This window comes from Pseudomonas sp. Irchel 3H3, from assembly GCF_900187635.1.
Taxonomy (GTDB): domain Bacteria; phylum Pseudomonadota; class Gammaproteobacteria; order Pseudomonadales; family Pseudomonadaceae; genus Aquipseudomonas.
In genome coordinates this window covers 122,226-147,146 of sequence record NZ_FYEC01000001.1, presented here as the reverse complement: position 1 = coordinate 147,146, position 24,921 = coordinate 122,226, and the positions used below count along the sequence as shown (strand labels likewise).

Below are 24,921 nucleotides of genomic sequence, written 5' to 3'. Positions count from 1 at the left end.
CATTGGGAGGCTCATGTACCACGGAGAAAGATTCAACGCCTGGAGCCATTTGTTCGGGGCAGTTGCGGCGTTTGTCGGGGCGGTCTGGTTGTTGGTGGTGGCCAGTCTCGATGGCAGTCCATGGAAGATCGTCAGCGTGGCGATCTACGGGGTCACACTGCTGGTGCTGTACAGCGTGTCGACGGTCTATCACAGCGTGCGCGGACGGGCGAAGGTGATCATGCAGAAGGTCGATCATTTGTCGATCTATCTGCTGATTGCCGGCAGCTACACGCCTTTTTGCCTGGTGACCCTGCGCGGGCCCTGGGGCTGGTCGCTGTTTGCGATTGTCTGGGCGCTGGCGGTGATCGGCATGCTGCAAGAGATCAAGCCGCGCTCCGAGGCGCGGATCCTGTCGCTGGTGATCTACGCGGTGATGGGCTGGATTGTGCTGGTGGCGGTCAAGCCGCTGATTGCCGCGCTGGGCACCACGGGGTTCGCCTGGCTGGCGGCCGGCGGAGTGTTTTACACCGTCGGTATCATATTTTTCGCCCTCGACAGCCGGCTGCGCCATGCCCACGGGATCTGGCACCTGTTTGTGATCACCGGCAGCCTGCTGCACTTCGTGGCGATTCTGTTTTATGTGATCTGATCGCCGGGGGCTGCGCTTTGGCGGCGTAACTACGCCCGCCCGACCAACCTGTCCAGTTGCTCCTGTGCGCGGCTGCTGAAGATGCTCAGTAGCTCGTTCAGGGTGTGCGGTGGCGGCTCGGTGGCGCGGGTCACCGCGTACAGGGTGATCGGCAGCGCCGGCGCCAGGGGACGGATGGCGGTGGTCCCGGGTGAGGCGCCCAGGGCGGTGAAGGGGTCGATCACGGTCAGGCCGGCCCCGGATTCGACCATCGCCCTGGCCAGTGAGTACGTCTGCACCGCGATGCTGACCCGGGGCGGCGGCTCGACCGCCTTGAGGTAACTGTCGAGCCGGGCCGACAGTGGATCGGCACTGGATAGCCCGATCAACGGCGCATCGGCCAGGGCCTGCAGCGGCAGCGGTTGGCCTTCTTCTTCCAGGGGCCAGTAACCGGCCGGCGCCAGCGCCACCAACACCCCGCTGGCCAGCGCCTGGGCCTTGAGTCCCGGGTGATCGGGCAGTTGCAGGGTCAGGGCGACATCGATTTCACGCATCAGCAGGTTCTGCACCAGCTCGCGACTGTGGGCGCTGGACAGCTCGCAGGCGATCTCCGGATAGCGTTGCGTCCACTCATGGATGGCCGGGGGCAGCAACGACAGGGCCAGGGCCGGGGTCGCGCCGATCCGCAGGCTATGGCCCGGCTCGCGGCGCAGGCTCTGGGCCAGGCGTCGCACTCCTTGCAGGCTTTCGGTGACCTTGTCGACCTCACGCTCCAGTTCCAGCGCCTCCGGGGTGGCCTGGAGTTTGCCGCGCACCCGCAGAAACAGCGGGAAGCCCAGGTGCTGCTCGGCGTGTTGCAGCACTTTGGTCACGGCGGGTTGGGAGACGTGCAGCAATTGCGCGGCAGCGCTGACCGAACCGGTCTGGCGGATGGCCTGGAAAATCTCGATGTGGCGAAGGCGCATGGCGAGTCCATAACTTTTGTTTATGGGATGACCATCTTTATTCATTGTTCGGCGCCTGTCACCTGGCTCTAACCTCGGGCTCGTCTCAACCACGATTAAGGACTGACATGGCTCAGCGTGTATGCATCATCGGCGGCGGCGTCATCGGCCTGGCAACGGCCTACGCACTGGTGCGCGATGGCGTTGAGGTGACCCTGGTCGAGGCGCGGGATTCGCTGGGCAGCGAAACCAGCTTTGCCAATGGCGGCCAGTTGTCCTATCGCTACGTGGCGCCCCTGGCCGATGCCGGTGTGCCGTTGCAGGCCATTGGCTGGATGTTGCGTGGTGACTCACCGCTGAAGCTGCGTCCACGCTTCGACCCTGCGCAGTGGCGCTGGATGGCGTCCTTCCTGGGGGCCTGCCGTTCTTCGGTCAACCGCGCCAACGCAGCCCATCTGTTGCGCCTGGCGCTGTTCAGCCAGTCCACCCTGCAGACCTGGCGCGAAGCCGATGCCCTGGAGGGTTTCCACTGGCGGCGCAACGGCAAGCTGGTGACCTTTCGCAGCACCGCCAGCTTCGAGCATGCCCGCCAAAAACTGGCCGACCGCCAGCAACAACAGGTGCTGTCGCCCGCCGAGTGCGCCCGCCTGGACCCGGCACTGGCCGATGCACCCTTTGTGGGTGCGATTTACACCCCGGATGAGGAAGTCGGTGACTGCCACGGCTTTTGCCAGCAACTGGCGGCGCGTTTGCGGGCTTCAGGCCGTTGCGAGTTCCGCCTGGGCCAGGCCGTGACCGGCATTCGCCAGGCCAATGGTGTGGTGAGCGCAATCGAACTGGGGGATGAAGTGCTGCCAGTGGAACATCTGGTGATTGCCGCCGGTCATCGCAGCCCACTGCTGGCGTTGCCAGGGGTGCACCTGCCACTGTACCCGCTCAAGGGTTATAGCCTGACTGTGCCGATCGGCGCCCAACACCGGGCCCCGGACCTGAGCATCACCGACTATGACCGCAAGATCGTCTACGCCCGCATTGGCGAGCAACTGCGGGTGGCGGCCATGGTCGACATCGTCGGTTTTGACCCGGCGCTGGACCCCAAGCGGCTGGCCCTGATCAAGCGCCAGGCACGCGACACCTTTGCCAATGCCGGCGACTACGAGCAGGCCATCGAGTGGGCCGGCATGCGCCCGGCGACCCCTAGCGGCGTGCCGCTGCTGGGCGCAACGGCGTATTGCAACCTGTGGCTTAACCTCGGCCATGGCGCCCTGGGTTTCACCCTGGCTTGCGGCAGCGCGCAGTTGCTCAGTGAGCTGATCGGCCAGCGCCGCCCCTCCATTGACCTGCAGGGCTTTACGCCCCGTGCGGCCTGAAACCATTACCCAAGAGAAGGACTATCCGATGACCATCAGCCGTATCCAGACCAATCCACGCTTGTCCGCTGCCGTGACCTTTGGCGACCTGGTGTTTCTCTCCGGCCAAGTACCGGGTGATGCCACCGACGCCACTGGCCAGACTCGCCAGGTGCTGGAAAAAATCGACGCGCTGCTGGCCGAGGCGGGCAGCGACAAGGATCATCTGCTCAGCGCGACCATTTACCTGAAGGATATTGGTGAGGATTTCGCGGCGATGAATGACGTCTGGTCGGCCTGGTTGTCGCCTGGCCAGGCACCGAGTCGCACGACCTTGCAGGCCGAGTTGGCCCGCCCGCAGGTGCGAGTCGAAATCAGCGTTATCGCGGCCCGCCGCTAAGTAATCCATCACCCACAACGGAGAATAACAATGCAAAAAATCACGTTGCTCGGCTGCACCCTGGGCGTGTTGCTCGGCACTCAAGTGCAGGCTGAAGAAGCCCCGCTGGGCCCGACCCTGAGCAAGATTGCCAGCACTAACAGCATTACCCTGGGTTATCGCGATGCGTCGGTGCCCTTCTCCTACGTGGGTGATCACTCGGGTCAACCGATGGGTTACTCGGTGGACCTGGCGAGCAAGATAGTCGAGCGTGTGCAGCAGAAGCTCGCAGCGCCCCAGCTCAAGGTCAAATACAACCTGGTGACCTCGCAAACCCGTATTCCGCTGGTGCAGAACGGCACGGTCGACCTGGAATGTGGTTCGACCGGCGTGACCGCTGAGCGGCAAAAGCAGGTGGCGTTTTCCTACGGCTTTATCTATGTCAAAGGCCAGTTGCTGACCGCCAACGACAGTGGGGTCAAGAGCTTCGCCGACCTGCGTGGCAAGAACGTGGTGACCACCGCCGGCACCACCAACGAGCGCTATCTGAAGAGCTACAACGTCGATAACAAGATCGACATGTTCGTGATCAGCGCCAAGGACCACGGCGAAGCCTTCCAGATGTTGCAGTCCGGTCGGGCAGCGGCGTTCTACATGGACGATGCATTGCTCTACGGCGAGCGCGCCAAGGCTCGCGACCCGCACAAGTGGGTGGTGGTCGGGGAAGAGCAGTCGCGGGAGATCTACAGCTGCATGGTGCGCAAGGACGATCCGCAGTTCCTGGCGCTGGTGAACTCGACGTTGGGCGAGCTGTACAGCTCAGGGGAAATCAACGGGATCTACCAGCGCTGGTTTGAACAGCCGATCCCGCCAAAAGGCTTGAACCTCGAGTTCCCGATGACCAGCGAACTCAAGGCGATCATTGCCAAGCCGACCAGTGATCCGGTGCAGTGATTTTCAGCTCAAGAGCTCGCAGGCTAAGGGCTTAGAAATCGCCCCATAGCTGTTGTGCTACCGCCAGCGCCACTACCGGCGCGGTTTCGGTGCGCAATACGCGAGGGCCGAGGCGTGCGGCGTGAAAACCGCCCGCCTTGGCCTGCTCTACTTCAGTGTCCGACAAGCCACCTTCGGGGCCGATCAGAAATGCCAGGGTCGCGGGCTTGGCGTGGCTGGCCCATGGCTCTGCCACCGGGTGCAGCACCAGTTTCAGCTCGGCCGGGACCTGCTTGATCCAGTCTGCCAGCAGCATCGGCGGATGGATCACAGGCACCCGCGAGCGCCCACATTGCTCGCAGGCGCTGATCGCGACCTGGCGCCAGTGCTGCAGGCGTTTGTCGGCGCGTTCGTCCTTGAGTCGCACTTCGCAGCGGTCACTGAAGATCGGCGTGATTTCACTCACCCCCAACTCCGTGGCTTTCTGAATCGCCCAATCCATGCGCTCACCCCGGGACAGGCCCTGGCCCAGGTGAATCTGCAGCGGCGACTCGAGTTGCCCGGCGAAACTTTCGCTCAACGCCACGCGCACGCGTTTCTTGCCGACTTCCACCAGTGTGCCGAGGTATTCCAGGCCTGAGCCATCGAACACCTGCAGCGCATCGCCCTCGGCCATGCGCAGCACGCGGCTGATGTAATGGGCCTGGGCCTCCGGCAACTCATGCTCGCCAAGGCTCAAGGGGGCATCGATAAAAAAGCGCGACAGTCTCATGCGGGGTCTCTGTAAAAGGGGTCGTTCATCTGAGTTGGATTTGCCTGCTTAGGCACAGCCCTTGTAGGAGCTCGTGGCTGCTAGCCCGGATCACGGAACCCTGGGTGGAAGTCCTTCGGCACGGCGACACTGACCGAGTCGCGGGTGGCGATGTCGATGCCTTCGCTGGCCACTTCGGCGAGGAAGTCGATCTGCTCGGGGGTGATCACGTAGGGCGGCAGGAAGTACACCACGCTGCCCAGCGGGCGCAACAGCGCGCCGCGCTCCAGGGCGTGCTGGAATACTTTCAGGCCCCGACGTTCTTGCCAGGGATAGGCTTCTTTGCTGGCCTTGTCCTTGACCATCTCGATGGCCAGCACCATGCCGGTCTGACGCACCTCCGACACGTTCGGGTGATCGGCCAGGTGTGCGGTCGAAGTCGCCATACGCTGGGCCAGGGCCTTGTTGTTCTCGATGACGTTGTCCTGCTCGAAGATATCCAGGGTCGCCAACGCGGCGGCACAGGCCAGCGGGTTGCCGGTGTAGCTGTGGGAATGGAGGAACGCGCGCAGGGTCGGGTAGTCGTCGTAGAAGGCGCTGTAGACCTCGTCGGTGGTGACGCAGGCCGCCAGCGGCAGGTAGCCGCCGGTCAGGGCCTTGGACAGGCACAGGAAGTCCGGGCGGATACCGGCCTGCTCACAGGCAAACATGGTCCCGGTGCGGCCGAAACCGACGGCGATTTCGTCGTGGATCAGGTGCACGCCGTAGCGGTCACAGGCTTCGCGCAGCAGTTTCAGGTACACCGGGTGGTACATGCGCATGCCGCCCGCGCCCTGGATCAACGGCTCGACTATCACTGCTGCAACGCTGTCGTGATGCTCGGCCAGGGTGTGCTCCATCGCCGCGAACATGTTCCGCGAGTGTTCCTCCCAGCTCATGCCGTCGGGGCGCAGGTAGCAATCGGGGCTCGGCACCTTGATGGTGTCCAGCAGCAGGGCCTTGTAAGTCTCGGTGAACAGGGGCACGTCGCCGACCGACATGGCGGCCATGGTCTCGCCGTGGTAGCTGTTGGTCAGGGTGACGAAGCGCTTCTTGTTCGGCTGGCCGCGGTTGAGCCAGTAGTGAAAGCTCATTTTCAACGCGACTTCGATGCACGATGAGCCGTTATCGGCGTAGAAACACCGGGTCAGCCCTTCGGGCGTCATTTTCACCAGGCGCTCCGAGAGCTCGATCACCGGCTGGTGGCTGAAGCCGGCGAGGATCACGTGCTCGAGTTGATCGACCTGATCCTTGATCCGCTGGTTGATCCGCGGATTGGCGTGGCCGAACACGTTGACCCACCAGGAGCTGACGGCGTCGAGGTAACGCTTGCCTTCGAAGTCCTCCAGCCACACCCCTTCACCGCGTTTGATCGGGATCAACGGCAGTTGTTCGTGATCTTTCATCTGGGTGCAGGGATGCCACAACACCGCGAGATCGCGCTGCATCCACTGATTATTCAAGCCCATGTAAATTCTCCTCGAGACGGCGCGCTGGTTTCGCGGGCAAACAATCGCGCAAGCCTATGCAATGCTGGGCATGCGGACAACCTATTGTGGTTTTTTCAGTTACCTGGGCTGACGAGAAACCCGCGTTGGAGGGCGCGCTTGTGGTGCTAGGAGGACAAGTGTCGGACGTGGTTAATCTTTCCTTAACCATCCGACACCAGACTCCAGATCGTATTTCTCGATATTTCAAAGCGAATTTTTCCGCTTTAATTCGATAGATAACTCGATAGTCTTGAGCGCAGTTCTTACAGGATTTGGGCAATGCAGCTACGTAACTCTTCCTCCCGCTACGGCTGGGTCAGTATTTTCATGCACTGGGGTGTAGCCCTGGTAGTGGTGGGTCTGTTCGCCCTGGGCTTGTGGATGGTCGGGCTGGATTACTACAGCACCTGGCGCAAGGACGCCCCGGACCTGCATAAAAGCATCGGTCTGGTGCTCTTCGCGGTCATGCTGCTGCGGGTGCTCTGGCGTTTGATCAGCCCGCCACCACCGACCCTGGCCAGCTACGATCGCCTGACTCGCGTCGGCGCCAAGCTCGGTCATGGGTTTCTGTATCTCAGCCTGTTTGCGGTAATGATTGCCGGTTACCTGATTTCCACCGCTGACGGTGTCGGGATACCGGTGTTTGGCCTGTTTGAAGTCCCTGCCCTGATTTCCGGACTACCGGACCAGGCAGACCTGGCCGGTGTGATTCATTTCTACCTGGCATGGGCGCTGGTGATTGTCTCCGGCCTCCATGCGTTGGCAGCATTGAAACACCACTTTATCGATCGTGATGTGACCCTGGCACGTATGCTGGGTCGCAAAGCCTGATGTTCAACCTCGACTCCAAGGAATAGAAAGCATGTTGAAAAAGTCTCTCGCCGCTCTGGCAATCGGTACTGCTCTGCTGTCGGCTAACGTGATGGCAGCCGATTACGTTGTCGACAAGGAAGGCCAGCACGCCTTCGTTGACTTCAAGATCAGCCACCTGGGCTACAGCTTCATCACCGGTACTTTCAAGGATATCGACGGCAAGTTCAGCTTTGACGCTGCCAAGCCTGAAGCCAGCAAGATCGAATTCAACGTCAACACCTCCAGCGTATTCACCAACCACGCCGAGCGCGACAAGCACATCGCCAGCGCTGACTTCCTGAATGCGAGCAAATTCGCCAAGGCGACGTTTGTTTCCACCAGCGTCAAATCCACTGGCAAGAATGCCGATGGCAAGGAAACCGCTGATGTCGCAGGCGACCTGACCATCCTGGGTGTGACCAAGCCAGTTGTGGTCAAGGCCACTTTCCTGGGTGAAGGCAAGGATCCATGGGGCGGCTACCGTGCTGGCTTCGAAGGTACTACCCAGATCAAGCGTAGCGATTTCGGCAAGCAGAAGGACCTGGGCCCTGCTTCCGACGCAGTCGAGCTGTACGTTACGTTTGAAGGTGTGAAAGCGAAGTAATATTCGCCGCTACAAAAAACGCCCCGGCTCACAAGAGCCGGGGCGTTTTTTTTTACGCAGGAAAAATCAGCGGTTGCGGGTCAGCAGCGCTGGTTTTTCGCCACGTGGACGGCTTGGCAGTTGATCGAGTTGCTCAGGTGTCGGGAACCGGTCGGTCTTCGACTCCTTGTGAATGATCTTCGGTGCCGGACCACCGCGCGGGTTTTGTACCGCAGGTTCCTGGCGTGGCTGATCATCACGGGCTGGGCGACGGTTGCGGGACTCCTCGCGACGGGCCTGGCCGTCACGGGGGGCGCCACTGCGTGGGCCGCTGCGCTTGGCAGGCGGGGTGCCAGTGCTGGCGCCGCTGCTGTTGCGTGGACCGTTCTGCCGGCCCTGTGGCTGGCCAGTGCGTGGAGCACCGGCGCCTGCGCCTTGTGCCGGGGCACCTGGGCGGCGACCACGGCCCTGGGCCGGTTTCTGTTGTGGCACGTAGTCGACGCGGTTACCGAAGTTATCCACATCGTCGTCGAGGAACTCGTCCGGTGCCCGATCAGCGGTCGCACGTGGGGCAGGGCGCTGCTGTTCGCGGGCAGGCGTGCCTTCACGCGGCTTTTGCGCCGGGCGTTCGCCACGGTTGGCTGCCGGCTTTTCCTTGCCGCCCTTGTCCTTGCCTTTGTCCTTGCGACCGCCGCCACCACCACCGCCGTTCGGACCGTCGCCGCGTGGGCCACGTGGGTTGCGCGGGTTACGCACATCCGGACGCTCGCGCACTTCTGGCTTCTCGGCCTCGACGCTGCTGGCATCAAACCCCATCAGATCGCCATCGGCGATCTTCTGCTTGGTCATGCGCTCGATGCTTTTCAGCAGTTTTTCTTCGTCCGGGGCGACCAGCGAGATCGCCTCGCCCGAACGACCGGCACGGCCAGTACGGCCAATGCGGTGCACGTAGTCTTCGTCGACGTTCGGCAGTTCGAAGTTGACCACGTGTGGCAGTTGGTCGATGTCCAGGCCGCGTGCCGCGATGTCGGTGGCAACCAGGATCCGCACTTCACCGGCCTTGAAGTCGGCCAGGGCTTTGGTGCGGGCGTTCTGGCTCTTGTTACCGTGGATGGCTACGGCGCTCAGGCCGTGTTTGTCCAGGTACTCGGCCAGGCGGTTGGCGCCGTGCTTGGTACGGGTGAAGACCAGTACCTGTTCCCAGGCGCCAGCGGTGATCAGGTGCGCCAGCAGCGAACGCTTGTGGCTTGCCGGTAGGCGGAACACACGTTGCTCGATCCGCTCGACCGTGGTGTTCGGTGGCGTGACTTCGATGCGCTCGGGGTTGTGCAGCAACTTGCCGGCGAGGTCGGTGATGTCCTTGGAGAACGTCGCCGAGAACAACAGGTTCTGGCGTTTGGCCGGCAGACGGGCCAGGACCTTCTTCACGTCATGGACAAAACCCATGTCGAGCATGCGGTCGGCTTCGTCGAGCACGAGGATTTCCACGTGGGACAGGTCGACGCTGCCTTGACCGGCCAGGTCGAGCAAGCGACCCGGGCAGGCTACCAGCACGTCAACACCGCGGGCCATGGCCTGAACCTGAGGGTTCATGCCAACGCCGCCGAAGATGCAGGCACTGACGAACTTGAGGTCGCGGGCATAGAGCTTGAAGCTCTCGTGCACCTGGGCGGCCAGTTCGCGGGTCGGGGTCAGGACCAATACGCGCGGTTGGCGCGGGCCGTGACGCTGGGACTTGTCCGGGTGACCGTTGGGGAACAGGCGTTCCAGAATCGGCAGGGCAAAGCCGCCGGTTTTGCCAGTGCCTGTCTGTGCCGCAACCATCAAGTCGCGACCTTGCAACACGGCGGGAATGGCCCGCTGTTGCACCGGAGTAGGCTGGGTGTAGCCGGCGGCTTCGATGGCGCCGACTAAAGCCTCGGAGAGACCGAGGGAAGCAAAGGACATGAGTAATCCTGTTTTAGTTAGGGCTTGGCCCAATGGGATAGTCTTGCCTGGCGCGAGTGGCGTTTGAGAGAAGCGCAATCGCGTCCGGTCCTGCTGGGCCCTGATGGCTCATCTGCGAGTGCTCGCGCGGGCTGAAAAGCTGCGCTGTAGCGATGTCGAGAGGCCTGAAACAGTGCCGAGCGTCCGGGCGTAAGCCTGGCGGGAAGGCCGGAGTATAACAGAGCAATCACTGTGCGCTGCTTTCCTGCTGCTCAACGGTTTTTTCTTCATGGGCTTGCGGGGTCACAAGCGTCAGGTCCTTGGCCGGTGCGGCGCCATAACGTGCGCTGAGTTGGGCGTACGCCGGTTCACGCTTGAAGCGCTTTAGTTCGGCGCCGAAACGCTGCACCAGCAGGTCCATGCCGGCATTGCGGCGCACGGCCAGGAACTGGCTCTCGCGGCTGATGACGGTCGGGTTTTCGCTGATCTGGTCTCGCAGGTCCAGGCTGTCGAGCAGGGTTTGCCCAACCCGGCGGTCGGTAATCAACAGGTCGATGCGCCCGCGTGCCAGCTTGCCGAAGTTGGCTTCATGGGTCGGCGCCGGCTCTCGGGTAAACAGCGTGGATTCACGAAAGTCCTGGCTGTACAGGTAGCCGGGGGAGGTGCCGATGGTCAGGCCGCGCAGGTCTTCCAGGGTGTTGAGCGGGTGCGGACGGGCGTTGGCATAGAACATCACGAACTCGACTTGCGACAGCGGTTCGCTGGGGTAGAGCAGGGTGGCGTCGCGTTCGTTGCTATGGAAGATGTCCAGTGCGCCGTCGGCCAGCCCTTGATCAAGCATGGCCAGGCAGCGCTTCCAGGGCAGGAACTGCCATTGCACTTCGATTCCCAGGCGCTGGAAGACAATGGCCGTGGTTTCGTAGTCCAGCCCCCGGGGTTGGCCATTTTCCTCGTACACGTAAGGTGCCCAGGGCTCGGTGACGATGCGCAACTTTTCCGCCCGAGCAGCAAAGCTCAGGCAAACGAGAAGCGCGGCTGTCAGCAATTGGGCAATGACGGGCATCGCTGGAGATTACGACGAGAGGCGGGGAAATAGCTAGAGGCGGTCTAGCCCGAGGCTTAGTCGCCTTTTGCCTGCATCAGATGTAGGTAGATGGCTTCGCGTCGCCGGCCCAGCACCAGGCGGTTGATCGGGTGGTTGAACCAGCGTTCCAATTGATCGTTTTCCAGTGGTCGTTTCAGGCGTTTTTCCACATTGGCATGAGCCTTTTCCCACCAGACCGGCGTACAGGCCTGATCAAACGGATTGGCATGGCGGTAGCAGCCGTAGAGGATTTCACGCATGAACTGGCGCTGCTGGCGGGGCAGGGCCAGGGTCACGATTTTATAGGCCAGGCGCTGCAGGGCCGGTGGCCGCGGCAGAGTCGCCGTCACCAGGGACGTTTCGTCCAGGGCCAGGGTGCTGGTGGGGTTGGCGCGGTGTTTTTCCAGCCAGGCATTGGTCTTGGCGCGAAACAGCTCCTTGCGGCTCCAGTAGTGATGGATCAGGTCCGGGCATTCGCGCACCTGACGCTGGCGGTAGGTGGCCACCGACAGGCAGAACTCTTCAAGGGTGTAGGCACCCTGGGCCAGGGGATACAACTCGTCCATCAGCGCCAGGGAGTGGGCGAGGATGTCGGCATCTTCGCGGTACAGGCCGATGACCCCGGAGTTCAGCAGGGGCATCTGGTCGTCCGCCAGTTGCCGCTGTTGCAGCACCTCGGCCAGGGTCTGGTAGAGACGTGTCTGCTTGTTGCTGCCGTAGGACATGCCGAGGGTGTTGCACAGCAGGGTGCCGGGCTGGATGCGCCGGAACAATTCCAGGGGCGAGCAGTGGAAGAAGGTGTCGGTGTCGATCAACAGGGCCAGCTCCGACTCGGCCATCACCTGTTGCATGACCGCGTGTTTGGCGCGGAAGTGGTAGCCGTGGGGGGCGATCCAGCCCTGACGGGTGGCTTCGTCGAACTGGCGAATCCGTACTGGCAGGTCGCGGTAAGGCGCCGGGTCGTCGGTGAAAACCTGGATGTCGAGCGCTTCCCCCGGCGTCTTGCGCATGCCCGCCAAAGCGCTGGCAATACTGAAGAGTGCTTCCTGATGGTAAGTGCAGGCACCGTAGACCAGGTAGATCAGTTGTGGGGTCGGAGTTGGGCTAGGAATCGACATCTACTACGGTTTTCCCGGTTGAGTGACAGATAAAAAAAAGGCCCTGGGGTTCGCCAGGGCCATTTTTCTGAATGCACTGCCGTGATCAGCGCGGCAGTTTCAGATTGTTCCAGACAGCGAGGCTAGGATCAGCCTGGTTCAGGGTATAGAAATGCAGCCCTGGTGCGCCGCCCTGCAACAAACGTTCACACATCTGCGTGATCACCTGCTCGCCGAAACCCTGAATGCTCTGGGTATCGTCGCCGTAGGCTTCCAGCTGCTTGCGGATCCAGCGTGGGATTTCCGCACCGCAGGCATCGGAGAAGCGCGCCAGCTTGCTGTAGTTGGTGATCGGCATGATGCCCGGCACGATCGGGATGTTCACGCCCATCGCCCGTACACGCTCGACGAAGTAGAAGTAGCTGTCGGCGTTGAAGAAGTACTGGGTGATCGCGCTGTCGGCGCCAGCGTTGGCCTTGCGCGCGAAGTTGGCGAGATCGTCTTCGAAATTGCGCGCTTGCGGGTGCATTTCCGGGTAGGCGGCAACTTCGATGTGGAAATGATCGCCGGTTTCTTCACGAATGAATTGCACCAGGTCATTGGCGTGGCGCAGTTCGCCGCTGGCCATGCCCATGCCCGAAGGCAGGTCACCGCGCAAGGCAACGATGCGGGTGATACCCGCCGCCTTGTACTGAGTCAGCAGGCCGCGCAGGTCAGCCTTGCTGTCGCCGACGCAGGACAGGTGCGGGGCGGCAGGGACTTTGACTTCGCTTTCCAGCTGCAACACGGTGTTGATCGTGCGATCACGGGTCGAACCACCAGCGCCATAGGTGCAGGAGAAGAAATCGGGGTTGTAGGTGGCCAGCTGACGAGCAGTGGCGAGCAGCTTTTCATGCCCAGCATCGGTCTTGGTCGGGAAGAACTCGAAGCTGTAGCGACGATCTTGTGACATGGTCGTATCCTTGGAAACACGTAGTGCGGAGGCTGGCCCCCTGTAGGAGCGAGCTTGCTCGCGAAAAACGTAAGAGCAACGCGTTCATCCAGACAGCACGCGTTATCGTTTACGACCATCGCGAGCAGGCTCGCTCCTACAGGAGAGCAGGCGATGCTGTGCGCAGGACACACCGCAATCGCCAGCAAACCTGCGGCCTATCAGTAACGGTAAGCGTGCGGCTTGAACGGACCTTCGACGGTCACGCCGATGTAATCGGCCTGGGTCTTGGTCAGTTGAGTCACGACGCCGCCGAAACCGCGGACCATTTCCAGGGCCACTTCTTCGTCGAGTTTCTTTGGCAGTACTTCAACGGTCAGGCGCTCGGCTTTCTGGGCTGGCGACAGGTCGGCGTACTTCTGGCCGAACAGGAAGATCTGCGCCAGGACCTGGTTGGCGAACGAACCGTCCATGATGCGGCTTGGGTGACCGGTAGCGTTACCCAGGTTCACCAGGCGACCTTCGGCCAGCAGGATCAGGTAGTCGTCGTTCTGTGCGTCGAAATCACCAGGGCCGGTGCGGTGGATCTTGTGCACCTGTGGCTTCACTTCTTCCCATGCCCAGTTCTTGCGCATGAAAGCGGTGTCGATTTCGTTGTCGAAGTGGCCGATGTTGCAGACTACTGCACGCTTCTTCAGGGCCTTGAGCATGTTCGAGTCGCAAACGTTGACGTTACCGGTGGTGGTCACGATCAGGTCGATCTTGCCCAGCAGCGCCTTGTCGATGCTTGCCTCGGTGCCGGTGTTGATACCGTCGATGAATGGCGATACCAGTTCAAAACCGTCCATGCAGGCTTGCATGGCGCAGATCGGGTCAACTTCGGAAACCTTGACGATCATGCCTTCCTGACGCAGGGATTGAGCGGAACCCTTGCCCACGTCGCCGTAGCCGATGACCAGCGCTTGCTTGCCGGACAGCAGGTGGTCGGTACCACGCTTGATCGCGTCGTTGAGGCTGTGACGGCAGCCGTATTTGTTGTCGTTCTTGCTCTTGGTCACCGAGTCGTTGACGTTGATGGCCGGGATTTTCAGCTCGCCCTTGGCCAGCATGTCCAGCAGGCGGTGCACGCCAGTGGTGGTTTCTTCGGTCACGCCGTGAACGCGATCCAGTACCGCCGGGTATTTGTTGTGCAGCAGCTCGGTCAGGTCGCCGCCGTCGTCGAGGATCATGTTGGCATCCCATGGAGCGCCATCTTTGAGGATGGTTTGCTCCAGGCACCACTCGTACTCAGCTTCGGTTTCACCTTTCCAGGCGAATACCGGGATGCCGGCAGCGGCGATGGACGCGGCAGCCTGGTCCTGAGTCGAGAAAATGTTGCAGGACGACCAACGCACTTCGGCACCCAGGGCAACCAGGGTTTCGATCAGCACGGCAGTCTGGATGGTCATGTGGATGCAGCCGAGGATCTTCGCACCCTTGAGCGGTTGCTCTTCGGCGTACTTGCGACGCAGACCCATCAGGGCCGGCATTTCCGATTCGGCGATGATGGTTTCGCGACGGCCCCAGGCAGCCAGGGACATGTCGGCGACTTTGTAGTCGGTGAAATCTGCAGGCGTGTTGACAGCGCTCATGAAGAGCCTCCATTCGTAATGTATGCGAATGGGCGCCGTTGTGCGTTTAGTGTCCGGCCATTCAAGGCCAGGCAACGCCCCATCCGAGCCTGACAGGTCTAGCCTGCTGCAGCGCCCCTCGGACAGGTGGCGGGAAAACGGTAGCAATTGAAGATGACCGTTTTGAAACGGGGGCGATTATAGCGGGCTGGGCGGATCTTCCAAAGGGTTTCTGTCGGCTGGTTGATAATCTTGATCGAGACCATAGTCGATGCTGCGTAGAGCTCTGCGTCGGGCTCTGCCATGATGGGCGGCATCAATCGGCAAGACGGTCAGGAGTGAGCATGAATTTCCACACCCGCAAATGGGTAAAACCCGAAGACCTCAACCCCAACGGCACGCTGTTCGGCGGTAGCCTGTTGCGCTGGATCGACGAAGAAGCGGCGATCTATGCCATCGTCCAGCTGGGCAACCAGCGCGTGGTCACCAAGTACATTTCCGAAATCAACTTTGTCAGCGCCTCGCGCCAGGGCGACATCATCGAACTGGGCATCACCGCCACCGAGTTCGGTCGTACCTCGATCACCCTGACGTGCGAGGTGCGCAACAAGATCACCCGCAAGAGCATCCTCACGGTGGAGAAGATGGTCTTTGTGAACCTCGGCGAGGACGGTCTGCCGGCCGCGCACGGGCGGACCGAGATCAAGTACGTCAAGGACCAGTTCCAGGATGGCGCCGGCGTCGAGTGATGCAAGGCCTGTAGAACGGAATCTGCGCTGTGCAGGTCATAGCTAGATATCCCGCCACCGGTTGCGTATCCCATGAGCTCGGCACACGACGGCAAGACCCCGAACCTTTCGGCGCAGGAACAGCACGACGTCGACAAGAACCAGCCACCGCGCGCGGCAGTGTTGCACGAGATCATTCGTACCCAGGGTGACCAGGAGCTGGAGCGCAGTGTCGCTGCGCTCTGGTGGTCTGCCTTGGCCGCCGGTTTGACCATGGGCCTGTCGCTGATGGCCATGGGGCTGCTCAATTCGCGGCTGCCGGACGGCGAGGCTTTCAAGGTGATCGCCAGTTTTGGCTACTGTGCCGGGTTCCTGGCGGTGATCCTCGCCCGCCAGCAGCTGTTCACGGAAAACACCCTGACCGCCGTGCTGCCGGTCATGACCAAACCCACGTTGAACAATTTCGGCCGGCTGTTGCGCCTGTGGACGGTGGTCTTGTTTGGCAATTTGTGTGGGACCCTGCTGGTGGCCTACGTGATGTTGCACCTGCCGATTTTCGACACCAAGACCGACCTGGCCTTCCTCGATATCGGGCGCAAGGTCATGGAAAACGACGCCAGCAAGATGTTCGCCAAGGGCATCGTCTCGGGCTGGATGATCGCCACCATGGTCTGGATGATTCCGTCCATGGAGAGCGCCAAGATGTGGATCATTATCCTCATCACTTACCTGATGGCGCTGGGGGACTTCACCCACATCGTGGTCGGTTCGGCCGAAGTCTCCTACCTGGTGTTCGCGGGCCAATTGTCATGGGCGGACTTCTGGCTGGTGTTTGCAGGTCCTACGCTGGCGGGGAACATCATTGGTGGCAGCTTTATCTTTGCCTTGCTGAGCCATGCGCAAATTCGCAGCGAGAGCGGGCCGCCGAAGAAGGCTGAAGCGCCTGTGGCTGATTCGCGCACATTGCACAAGTGAGGCCAGTTTCACCCTGCATGCGCGGGTAAGAGCCTGAATTTGCACAATATTTAAGGGTGTCTAAATGATAGCGCAGCGTTTGCTGTATATTGCGAACGCTTCCTATTCATAAAAAGACGGATCTTTATGCAGTTCTCAGGCTTCTCCCCTGCGCGCCTTCTGAGTGCGCTGCTGGTGTCTGTCCTGGCTTTGGGCACCGCCCAGGCCAAGGACGATGGCACTGACCTTTCGATAACCATCGAGAAAGAAATCCAGACCAATGTGGTCAATGCCGACGGCAGTTTTGTCGCTACTTGGGAAACGGCGTACCTGATCAACGAAGAGCGGGCGATCAAGGCCTGGGCGCAACGTTCGATGAGTTACAACCGGACCCTGGAAACCCTGGAGGTGGTCCAGGCGTATACGCAAAAGCCTGACGGACGCAAGGTGCAGGTTCAGGCCGACCAGATCAAGGAGCAGCAGGAGCAAGCGTCTGCGGGTGCACCGATGTTCCAGGACACGCTGCTCAAGGTGGTGATCTTCCCTGAGGTTGCCGTGGGTGACCGGCTGGTGGTTCAGTTCAGGAAAAAACGCAGCACGGCGCTGTTTCCTGGCCATTTTGAAGACCTTTCCTACCCGGCGTTTTTCCCTACCCGGCAATTCACCCTGATCTATGACCTGCCGGCCGACATGCCGCTGCACGCCGATGCCAAGGGCTTTACCGCGAGCACGCCCGCCGCCGGGCCGGGACGCAAAATCTATCGCTGGGACTATGTGCCTGCGCAAAAGGCGCGCATCGAGCAGGGGGCGGTGTCTTACCTGGACTACGGCCAATACTTGGCCGTGTCGACGTTCAGCGATTTCGCCACGTTCGCCAAGGCCTACGATGCACGGGCCCACAGCACCCTGACGCCGCAGATCCAGGACCTTGCCAACGGCCTCACGGCCGGGCTCGACACGCCCCGGGCCAAGGCTATTGCACTGAGCGACTGGGTCCGCAAGAACATTCGTTATGTTGCGGTCTACGTCGGCCCGGGCGGTGTCGTGCCGCATCCGGTGGATACGATCCTGGCCAACCGCTATGGCGACTGCAAGGACCACGTTGCGCTGCTGGAAGCCATGCTGGCGGCGGTGGGGATCGAGAGTTCGCCGGCCCTGGTCAACCTGGGCAATGCCTATGTGTTGCCCAAGGTGCCGACGCTGGGGCTGCTCAACCACGCCATCACCTATGTGCCGAGCCTGAACCTGTATCTCGACTCCACCGCCGAAGGCATTGCCGCCGGTTACCTGCCGGTGCCAGTGCTGGACAAACCGGTGGTCTTGAGCAAGTCCGGTAGTGTTGGGCACACGCCGGCCCTCCAAGAAGGCTTGGTGGAAAACAGCATGCTATTCAAGGTCTCGTCAAAAGGCGCGGCCGACTTCAGCCATACCTCCAATGTGATTGGCTGGGCCGCCGAAGTGAACCGCTACGGGGTCAAGTCGATGAAGCCCGCCGACCGCGACCTGATGATCCAGCAGATCCTCGCGTCCTACGGGCTCAATGGCAGTGGCACTTTTGATGCCGGGAAGTTCGAGGAGAGCGGCCAGGACTATGCAATGAACATGGCCGGGCGCGTGGAAAACCTGGCCAATCTACCTGGACCGATTGGCGTTCTGACTATGAGCAGCCTTGCCGGCGGCATTGCACAAAGTGTCTTTGGCCTGCTCATGGAGCCGGAGCGGACTCAGGCGTTCACCTGTATTTCCGGGGTGACCGAAGAGCAGGCGCGTTTTGAGTTCCCACAGGATGTCAGCATTCTCGCGGCACCAAAGAACGTGACGCTGCGCCATGAGCGGTTCGACTACAGTTCGACCTATGTCCGCGAAGGCAACACGGTGGTGGTCAAGCGCCGTTTCGACTTCAAGCAACCGGGTGCGGTGTGCACCCCGGATGACTTCAAGTCGATGAAAACCATGGCCGAGGCAGCGGCCAATGACCTGAAAAGTCAGATCATTGTGCAGTCGCTTTAAGCGTCGTGGCGCTCGCGCACCGTTGCCGGTAGATGAAGTACAGCGCGGTCAGCACGGTCAAGCCGCTGACCAGCGCGCCGGTCCAGGGCAAGTCCGCCAGGTCCGCGCCGCTGGCAACAACCAGTCCGCCGATCCAGGCGCCGGCAGCGTTGCCCAGATTGAAGGCGCTCTGGTTCAGGGTCGAGCCGAGGTTGGGTGCTTCATGGGCCTGGTCGATGATCAGCAGTTGCAGGATCGGGCACAGGGCAAAGGCAAATATGCCCCAGAGTACCAGGGTAATGGCCGCCGGGATCACCGAATGGCTGGTCTGGCTGAACGCTGCCAACACCACCATGACGGCCAGTGCCATGCCCACCAGTGATGGCAGCAAGCGGCTGTCGGCCAGCTTTCCGCCAAGCATGCTGCCTGCCGTCAGGCCGACACCGAACAACAGCAGCATGAGGGTCACGCCGTGGGGGCTGACGCCGGTGATGTCCTGCAGGATCGGTGCGATGTAGGTAAATACGCTGAACAGGCTGGTGGACGCCAGCACGCTCATGCCCAGTGCCAGCAGGACACTGGGCTTGCCCAGCACCTTGAACTCACTGGCCAGATTGGCCTTGTCCATGGCGATGTCCTTGGGCAGCCACAGCCATTGGGCGAGGGCCGCAATCACCCCGATTACCGACACTGCCCAGAATGTCGAGCGCCAGCCGGCGTATTGGCCCAAGGCCGTGCCCAGAGGCACGCCCAGCACATTGGCCAGGGTCAGGCCGGTGAACATCAGCGCAATCGCCTGGGCCCGCTTGTTCGGTGCCACCAGGCCGGCGGCGACCACCGAGCCGATGCCAAAGAAGGCCCCATGGCACAGTGCGGTGATCACCCGGGCCGCCATCAACGTGGCGTAGTTTGGCGCCAGGGCGCAGAGGATGTTGCCGAGGATGAACATCAGCGTCATGCCCAGCAATGTGGCCTTGCGGGGCATGTTGGCAGTACCGATCGCGAGGATCGGGGCGCCGAACACCACGCCCAGGGCGTAGCCGGTAATCAGCAGGCCGGCGTCGGGGATGCTCACCGCGAGGTCGCGGGCAACATCGGGCAGCAGGCCCATGATGACAAATTCGGTGGTGCCGATGCCAAAAGCGGCAACGGCCAAAGCAAGCAAGGCCAGTGGCATGCGCAAGGTCTCTATGGGTAGTCTTGACGCTTTGATCAGGCGAACGCCTGCCGGCTCCCGAATCGTTGAAGAGTCAGGCAGTAGCAGAAATTTATTGGAATAAGTATGTGCGCAAGTGAGTGCGGCGTGGTCGCTTGCAGTATAAACAGCTACTGACATATGGCGAATCAATTCTCTTGGGCAAGGAGGCTACGTGCTCGCGACAGTTCTGGTTTTGGTGGCGGCGCTGTTGCACGCGGCCTGGAATACCCTGATCAAGTTTAGCGCTGAACGTTTGCTGGTGGTGGCCTGCATGGACAGCGTGGCGCTGTTGTTCGTGGCGGTGGCGCTGCCGTTCGTGAGTTTGCCGCCGCTGGACATCTGGCCGTGGATCCTCGCTTCGGCGGCCTTTGAATTGCTTTATCGCTACCTGCTGATCCAGGCCTATCGGGTGGGTGACCTGGGCTTGGTCTATCCGTTGATGCGCGGGTTGTCGCCGTTGGTGGTGTTGGCGTTGACCCTGATTTTCGCCGGCGAAGTGCTGAGCACCCAGCAGATCCTCGGCATCCTACTGATCCCGTTCGGCATGCTTTGCCTGCTGTGGCAGGGCGGTGGTGGCGAGCGCTTGCCGTGGACGATGCTGCCGGTGGTGGCGTTGATCGGCCTGTGCATCGGCTGCTACACCTTCATTGATGGCCAGGCTATTCGTCGCTGGTCGCATCCCCTGGATTACCTGGTCTGGGTCACGCTGCTCAGTGCCTGGCCGTTCCCGTTGCTGGCCATGGTGAGCAAGCGGCCAGCATTCATGCAGTTCTGGCGAGAGCAGTGGCGGCTGGGACTGGCGGTCGGATTCTGCGTGTTGTTCAGCTACGCTCTGGTGCTCTGGGCCATGCAGTTGGGGTCGATTGCCGAAGCGGCTGCGTTGCGCGAGATCAGCGTGATCCTGGTGGTGCTCTTTGGTATGCGTTACCTCAAAGAACCTTTCGGCAGACCACGACTCTTAGCCTGTGGGCTGGTGCTGATTGGCATGCTCGTGATGAAGTTCTGAGCCCTGGCTCATAAAACCCCAACAAGAAGGAATCGGTAATGACTGTGGCTCTGTGGTGCATCTTGATCGCGATTTTCCTGCCGTACCTGTGCACAGCCGTCGCCAAGGTCGGCGGCGGCTACCGGCTGCGGGACAACCATGACCCGCGCTCGTTTGCGTTGACCCTGGACGGCTTCGCCAAGCGCGCGTATGCCGCCCAGCTCAACAGTTTCGAGATCACCCCGGCATTCGCCGCGGCGGTCATCGTCGCGCATTTGGCCGGCAACGCGGAGCTGGTGACGATCAACGTATTGTCGGTGTTGTTCATCACCAGCCGCCTGCTGTACATCATCTGCTACCTGGCCGACTGGGCCATCCTGCGTTCGCTGGTGTGGTTTGTCGGGGTCGGGCTGATCGTCAGCTTCTTTTTCGTCTCGATCTGAACCGGCCGGTTACTTGCTGTCAGGCACCTGTGGCAGTTGGGGCAGCGGCGCACCTTTTGGCCATAACATCCAGATCTGTCCCTGCTGCTTCATGTCGCCGGCCAAGTGCCCGGCGGCATCGCCGGTTCCCCAGAACAGGTCGGCGCGCACTTCGCCAGTGATCGCGCCGCCGGTGTCCTGCGCGGCCACCGGGCGGACCAACGGGGTGCCATCGGGACGCGTGGTCGATAGCCACAGCAGGCTGCCCAGCGGAATCACCTTGCGATCTACCGCCACGCTGTAACCCGAAGTCAGCGGCACGTTCAGTGAACCGCGGGGGCCTTCGTTGCTGTCGGGGTTGCGGGTGAAGAACACATAGCTCGGGTTGCTGGCCAGCAGCTCGGGAATGCGTGTCGGGTTGGCCTTGGCCCAGGTGCTGATGGCACCCATGGTCACGTCTTCTTTCTTCAGTTCACCCTGTTCCACCAACCAGCGACCAATGGGCCGGTACGGGTGGCCGTTCTGGTCGGCGTAGGCGATGCGCAGTTGTCGGCCATCGGCCAGTTGGACCCGGCCCGAGCCCTGGATCTGCAGGAATTGCAGGTCCATCGGGTCGGTCAGCCAGGCCACTATCGGCGCCTTGACCCCTTGGGTCCCGATGGTGGCGGCGTCATCGTAAGGCTTGAGTACTCGCCCTTCGAGGCGGCCGCGCAGGCGCTTGCCCTTGAGCTCGGGGTAAATGCTCTCGAGGGAGACGATGATCATGTCTTCCGGCACACCGTAGATCGGCACGTTGGCTGCCGGGGTCTGCGTCAAGCTGCCGGGGTACACCGGTTCGTAATAACCGGTGATCAAGCCGTTGGCGTTCCCGCCGGAGGAGCGCAGGCCGTAGACCTGAAGTTGTTCCTTGAGGAAGGCGCGGATTGCCGTGGCGTCTTGTGGCACGTTGGCTGCGGCGGCGCAGGGCGCGCCCCAGACCGGATCGGCCTTGAGGCGGGTGCAGGCGCTGCGCCATGAACCGAACCCGGCGAGCAGGTCGTTATCGGACACCGCCGGTAAGGCGTCCCAGGTCGCGCTGGAGTAGGTGGCCAGCGCATGGGTTTGCGGCTTGGTGTTATCGCCACCGTTGCAACCGGCGAGGAGGGCGATCATCGGAAAGGTCCAGCCCAGGTGCTTGCGCCAGGCCTTGAAACGACTGTTCATGCGGTACTTCCTATGACCGGCTGCCGGAGTCCTTCAGGTACTCAGGCAACCCTTATTGTTAATAGGGCTATTGGTCTTTGCGGATCAGGCGAGGATACTGGCCGCCGATTTCCGTGACCTTGAGCCACCATGACTCTTAAAAGAATTTCTGTTGTATTGCTGGCCTGCCTGACGCTGTCTGCCTGTGGCGGTGTCGATCCGAACTCGCCGCTGGGTCAGCGCAAGGCGATCTTCAAGCAAATGCTCAAGACCGGTGAAGACCTGGGCGGCATGTTGCGCGGACGCATACCGTTCGACGGTCCGCGTTTTGCCGAAGGTGCCGTCAAGCTGGATACCTTGTCCCGGGAACCGTGGAAGCATTTCCCCCAGGTTCGCGAGGAGGATCACAGCAGCGCCAAGGATGAGGTCTGGCAGAAACAGGCGCGCTTCCAGGAAATGGCCCGCACGCTGGAAGCGGCTACCGCTCAATTGGTGGTCGCCAGCCAGGTCCAGCCCTACAAGGCAAGCAACCTCGGCCCTGCGGTGCAGAAAGTCGAAGACGCGTGCAGTGCCTGTCATAAAGAGTTTCGCGACCACTGAGTGCGCTGACTTGTGCAGGAGCTGGCAAGCCGCAAGCAGGTGCTGCAAGCGGGTACCGCCAGCTCCTGCACAACCAGGATTAGGCGTTGTGCTTACTTATCCAGCTCGTCCAGCGCTTCCTGCAATTCCTTGCGGGACTCGGCGAGTTTGTCTTTGCGTTTGTTGATCTTCTCCGGATCGCCCTTTTTCATCGCCTTGTCGAGGTCGGCCTGACGCTTGCTGACCTCGTGCTTGGCATCGAGCACCTTGCTTTCGCGTTCTTTTTTCAGGGAAGCATCGGTGCAGTGGGCGGTGACTTCGCTCAGGGCCTTTTCCAGGCCAGCCTGTTGCTCGGCATTACCGTGGGCCTTGGCCTGCTCGATCTGGGTGCTGATGGACTGGCGCTTGGCGGCGCAGCCGGTGAGTTCCGGGGCTTGTTCGGCCGCCATCAGGGGGGCAGCCAGGACGCTGCACAGGGTCAACAGGGCGAGCGGTGAAAGACGTTTCATGAAAGCTCCGTTTAACAGGTAATCAAGTCGACGAGCAGATGGCCTGTTTGAGCGCATCGATACTCGTTGGGTTCAATGCTGCAGGTATCCCGGTCACTCAAACCCGTCGATACCGGCAGCCCGTAATTGTTCGCTCAAGGCCTGCACATGCGGGTCGCGAAAAAAGGCGCTTAACTGCGCCGCGCGGCCCGGGCCGATTGCACCTTCGGCTAACCATTGAGCGGTGTCTCGCTGTGCCAGCAACTGCCATGGACCTGCCAGATTGGCCGCGCCCGTGGGCGGAACCCCCAAGGCCTTGAGCCAGCGGGTGAATGGTTGCTGACGGGCACGTTGCAGGCTCTCCAGCAGGCGTGCGCTGTTGCGCTCGCCGAAACCGTCAATGGTAGCAAGCTCTTGGGCATCGAGGGTCAACCAATCCAGTAACCCTTTGATACGGCCGGCCTGGACCAGCTTCTCCCAAGTACCGGGGCCTACCTGCGCCAAGGCCAGGCCCTGCTTGCCACTGAGCCAGGTCAGGCGCGCCAGGAACTGGTTTTCACAACCGGGCGTCGGTTGCCAGCAACTCAGTGGATGAAAGTCTTCAGCGCGCGGCACCAGGACCTGGGCGCGTTCGGTGCTGCGCAGTACCACGCTGTCGAGTCGCGGGATGGTCAGGCCAGCCAGACTGATCGCGACATGATCGCCAGGGCGGATATCCAGGCGTTGCCATCGTTGCAGTGAACTGACGCTCACTCGTTTGATCTGCCGGTCATCGAGCGTAAAGGGCACAAGCTCCAGCACCGGGGTGATGCGTCCGGTGCGCCCGGTCTTGAAGTGCACCTTGCGGACCTCGGCCAGGGCCTGGGCGAAGGGGTATTTCCAGGCGATGGCCCAATAGGGCGACCTGGCTTGCCAGCGTTCGGCGGACGGTCGTTGTTGCTGGCGCAGGACGATGCCGTCTGTGGCGAACGGTAGCGGCGTGCGATACCACTGCTCACGCCAGCGCTCGGCATCGGCAAAGGTCTGGATCGGTTGGCTGAAGGGCTGCGTGTCGTTGAATCCCAGGGCAGTCAGGGCTGCGGCACGGACCGGTAGCTCGACGGGGCCCCGGGGCCAGTCCCAGACAAACAGACCGATCCCGTCGGCCTCCTGGGGCTGCAGGGTCTTGCGGGCCATCAGCCCGGCCACGTTGCTGCGGGCATTGAGGCTGCCTGCCGTGGCCTGCACGTGATCGGTCAGGCGCCAATAGAGCTCGCCCTGCACCAGCAGGTCGATGGCTTTCGGCAATTGCTGGGGGACAGCGCTGAGTTTGCGGGCCTGGGCGGTCCAGTCCTGCCCCAGGATGCCGTCGCCCCGACTGATCGCCTGGGTCAGTCGGCCCTGCTGGTAAACCAGGGTCACGGCCACCCCGTCGACCTTGGGCTGCACCCAGACCTGCTGGCGTGAGGCTAGCCAGTCTTTGACGGCCTGGCCGTCGCTGAGTTTGTCCAGGCCGGTATGGGGCGTGGGGTGGGCCAGGGTGCCGCGAGCGGTCAGTAACGGATTGTCGGTTTCCGCGTGGGTATTGAAGCAGCTACGCCAGGCGCTGAGCCGGGCGCGGGACTGGTCATAGAGTTCATCCGCCACCGGTGACTGGCCCTGGCGGTGATAGCGCTCGTCCCAGCGCTGGAGCTGTTGCTGCAAGGCCTCGATTTCAGCCCCGGCACGCTCGGCCGGCCAATCGGGGCAGGGGCTGGCATTGGCCAGCAGGCAGACGCTGCCCAGGCATAGGCCGAGCAACAGGGGGGAGCGAACCGGCATCGTGAGCGTCCTTGCTCG

The 24,921-nt window shown here is 61.7% G+C and carries 24 protein-coding genes and 1 riboswitch; of the genes, 12 read left to right on the top strand and 12 right to left on the bottom strand.

Annotated features, from left to right (window positions below; all coding sequences use genetic code 11):
* Window positions 1-13: 13 nt before the first annotated feature.
* Entirely contained in the window at window positions 14-631 is a 618-nt protein-coding gene (locus CKW24_RS00655; RefSeq protein WP_095164492.1) for a hemolysin III family protein, read from the top strand.
* Between the two features lie 29 nt (window positions 632-660).
* Here CKW24_RS00655 and CKW24_RS00650 read toward each other — a convergent pair whose 3' ends face one another.
* Window positions 661-1,575, bottom strand: a complete 915-nt coding sequence (locus tag CKW24_RS00650) for a LysR family transcriptional regulator (RefSeq protein WP_095164490.1) — start codon at window positions 1,573-1,575, stop codon at window positions 661-663.
* Window positions 1,576-1,682: 107 nt separating this feature from the next.
* Here CKW24_RS00650 and CKW24_RS00645 point away from each other — a divergent pair, with 107 nt between their 5' ends.
* The 3 genes from CKW24_RS00645 to CKW24_RS00635 are packed head-to-tail and all read left to right on the top strand — an operon-like array spanning window position 1,683 to window position 4,236.
* Window positions 1,683-2,924 (top strand): D-amino acid dehydrogenase, encoded by a 1,242-nt coding sequence (locus CKW24_RS00645; RefSeq protein ID WP_095164488.1) that lies wholly within the window; start codon window positions 1,683-1,685, stop codon window positions 2,922-2,924.
* 28 nt (window positions 2,925-2,952) lie between these two features.
* Window positions 2,953-3,303, top strand: coding sequence for a RidA family protein (locus CKW24_RS00640; RefSeq protein ID WP_095164487.1), 351 nt, complete (start codon window positions 2,953-2,955; stop codon window positions 3,301-3,303).
* Between the two features lie 30 nt (window positions 3,304-3,333).
* Window positions 3,334-4,236 carry a transporter substrate-binding domain-containing protein gene (locus tag CKW24_RS00635; protein WP_095164485.1) on the top strand — a complete coding sequence of 301 codons (903 nt, stop codon included), beginning with the start codon at window positions 3,334-3,336 and terminating at the stop codon, window positions 4,234-4,236.
* Window positions 4,237-4,267: 31 nt separating this feature from the next.
* On the opposite strand, the gene CKW24_RS00630 is transcribed toward CKW24_RS00635, so the two are convergent.
* Together CKW24_RS00630 and CKW24_RS00625 are read right to left on the bottom strand one after the other, a co-directional pair.
* A complete protein-coding gene (locus CKW24_RS00630; protein ID WP_095164483.1) occupies window positions 4,268-4,987 on the bottom strand; it encodes a 16S rRNA (uracil(1498)-N(3))-methyltransferase in 720 nt (239 codons plus the stop codon).
* Between the two features lie 80 nt (window positions 4,988-5,067).
* Window positions 5,068-6,474 (bottom strand): adenosylmethionine--8-amino-7-oxononanoate transaminase, encoded by a 1,407-nt coding sequence (locus CKW24_RS00625; protein WP_095164481.1) that lies wholly within the window; start codon window positions 6,472-6,474, stop codon window positions 5,068-5,070.
* 300 nt (window positions 6,475-6,774) lie between these two features.
* On the opposite strand from CKW24_RS00625, the gene CKW24_RS00620 reads away from it, so the two are divergent.
* Together CKW24_RS00620 and CKW24_RS00615 are read left to right on the top strand one after the other, a co-directional pair.
* Window positions 6,775-7,326 carry a cytochrome b gene (locus tag CKW24_RS00620; RefSeq protein WP_095164479.1) on the top strand — a complete coding sequence of 184 codons (552 nt, stop codon included), beginning with the start codon at window positions 6,775-6,777 and terminating at the stop codon, window positions 7,324-7,326.
* A 31-nt stretch (window positions 7,327-7,357) separates the two neighbouring features.
* Window positions 7,358-7,951, top strand: coding sequence for a YceI family protein (locus CKW24_RS00615; protein ID WP_095164477.1), 594 nt, complete (start codon window positions 7,358-7,360; stop codon window positions 7,949-7,951).
* A gap of 66 nt (window positions 7,952-8,017) precedes the next feature.
* On the opposite strand, the gene CKW24_RS00610 is transcribed toward CKW24_RS00615, so the two are convergent.
* The 5 genes from CKW24_RS00610 to ahcY all read right to left on the bottom strand — a co-directional run bounded on the left by CKW24_RS00610 (window position 8,018) and on the right by ahcY (window position 14,599).
* Window positions 8,018-9,877, bottom strand: coding sequence for a DEAD/DEAH box helicase (locus CKW24_RS00610; protein ID WP_095164475.1), 1,860 nt, complete (start codon window positions 9,875-9,877; stop codon window positions 8,018-8,020).
* A gap of 226 nt (window positions 9,878-10,103) precedes the next feature.
* On the bottom strand, window positions 10,104-10,919 hold the full coding sequence (locus CKW24_RS00605; RefSeq protein WP_095164473.1) for an ABC transporter substrate-binding protein: 816 nt from the start codon (window positions 10,917-10,919) through the stop codon (window positions 10,104-10,106).
* Between the two features lie 56 nt (window positions 10,920-10,975).
* A complete protein-coding gene (locus tag CKW24_RS00600) occupies window positions 10,976-12,058 on the bottom strand; it encodes a hypothetical protein (protein ID WP_095164471.1) in 1,083 nt (360 codons plus the stop codon).
* An 85-nt stretch (window positions 12,059-12,143) separates the two neighbouring features.
* The gene (metF, locus tag CKW24_RS00595) at window positions 12,144-12,989 is read right to left on the bottom strand and encodes a methylenetetrahydrofolate reductase [NAD(P)H] (protein WP_095164469.1); all 846 of its coding nucleotides are present in this window, start codon (window positions 12,987-12,989) and stop codon (window positions 12,144-12,146) included.
* Between the two features lie 200 nt (window positions 12,990-13,189).
* A complete protein-coding gene (gene ahcY / locus CKW24_RS00590; RefSeq protein ID WP_095164467.1) occupies window positions 13,190-14,599 on the bottom strand; it encodes an adenosylhomocysteinase in 1,410 nt (469 codons plus the stop codon).
* 23 nt (window positions 14,600-14,622) lie between these two features.
* Window positions 14,623-14,725: riboswitch (S-adenosyl-L-homocysteine riboswitch) on the bottom strand.
* Window positions 14,726-14,922: 197 nt separating this feature from the next.
* On the opposite strand from ahcY, the gene CKW24_RS00585 reads away from it, so the two are divergent.
* From CKW24_RS00585 to CKW24_RS00575, 3 genes are all read left to right on the top strand, one after another.
* Entirely contained in the window at window positions 14,923-15,327 is a 405-nt protein-coding gene (locus CKW24_RS00585) for an acyl-CoA thioesterase (protein WP_027617039.1), read from the top strand.
* 72 nt (window positions 15,328-15,399) lie between these two features.
* Entirely contained in the window at window positions 15,400-16,281 is an 882-nt protein-coding gene (locus CKW24_RS00580) for a formate/nitrite transporter family protein (protein WP_095164465.1), read from the top strand.
* 126 nt (window positions 16,282-16,407) lie between these two features.
* Window positions 16,408-18,270, top strand: coding sequence for a DUF3857 and transglutaminase domain-containing protein (locus CKW24_RS00575; RefSeq protein ID WP_095164463.1), 1,863 nt, complete (start codon window positions 16,408-16,410; stop codon window positions 18,268-18,270).
* Here CKW24_RS00575 and CKW24_RS00570 read toward each other — a convergent pair.
* Window positions 18,251-19,426 (bottom strand): MFS transporter, encoded by a 1,176-nt coding sequence (locus tag CKW24_RS00570; RefSeq protein ID WP_095164460.1) that lies wholly within the window; start codon window positions 19,424-19,426, stop codon window positions 18,251-18,253. The two genes, CKW24_RS00575 and CKW24_RS00570, sit on opposite strands and share 20 nt — an antisense overlap.
* Window positions 19,427-19,619: 193 nt before the next feature.
* Between CKW24_RS00570 and CKW24_RS00565 the strand changes: the two genes are divergently transcribed.
* Window positions 19,620-20,453: an EamA family transporter gene (locus CKW24_RS00565; protein ID WP_095164459.1), complete on the top strand. Its 834-nt coding sequence runs from the start codon at window positions 19,620-19,622 to the stop codon at window positions 20,451-20,453.
* 38 nt (window positions 20,454-20,491) lie between these two features.
* Window positions 20,492-20,875: an MAPEG family protein gene (locus CKW24_RS00560; RefSeq protein ID WP_095164457.1), complete on the top strand. Its 384-nt coding sequence runs from the start codon at window positions 20,492-20,494 to the stop codon at window positions 20,873-20,875.
* A gap of 9 nt (window positions 20,876-20,884) precedes the next feature.
* Here CKW24_RS00560 and CKW24_RS00555 read toward each other — a convergent pair whose 3' ends face one another.
* Window positions 20,885-22,057: a murein transglycosylase A gene (locus CKW24_RS00555; protein WP_095164455.1), complete on the bottom strand. Its 1,173-nt coding sequence runs from the start codon at window positions 22,055-22,057 to the stop codon at window positions 20,885-20,887.
* Between the two features lie 129 nt (window positions 22,058-22,186).
* On the opposite strand from CKW24_RS00555, the gene CKW24_RS00550 reads away from it, so the two are divergent.
* The gene (locus CKW24_RS00550; protein ID WP_095164453.1) at window positions 22,187-22,636 is read left to right on the top strand and encodes a cytochrome c; all 450 of its coding nucleotides are present in this window, start codon (window positions 22,187-22,189) and stop codon (window positions 22,634-22,636) included.
* A gap of 92 nt (window positions 22,637-22,728) precedes the next feature.
* On the opposite strand, the gene CKW24_RS00545 is transcribed toward CKW24_RS00550, so the two are convergent.
* Together CKW24_RS00545 and ligB are read right to left on the bottom strand one after the other, a co-directional pair.
* Window positions 22,729-23,124, bottom strand: coding sequence for a DUF1090 domain-containing protein (locus CKW24_RS00545; RefSeq protein WP_095164451.1), 396 nt, complete (start codon window positions 23,122-23,124; stop codon window positions 22,729-22,731).
* Window positions 23,125-23,217: 93 nt separating this feature from the next.
* Window positions 23,218-24,903 (bottom strand): NAD-dependent DNA ligase LigB, encoded by a 1,686-nt coding sequence (ligB, locus tag CKW24_RS00540; RefSeq protein WP_095164450.1) that lies wholly within the window; start codon window positions 24,901-24,903, stop codon window positions 23,218-23,220.
* Window positions 24,904-24,921: the final 18 nt, after the last annotated feature.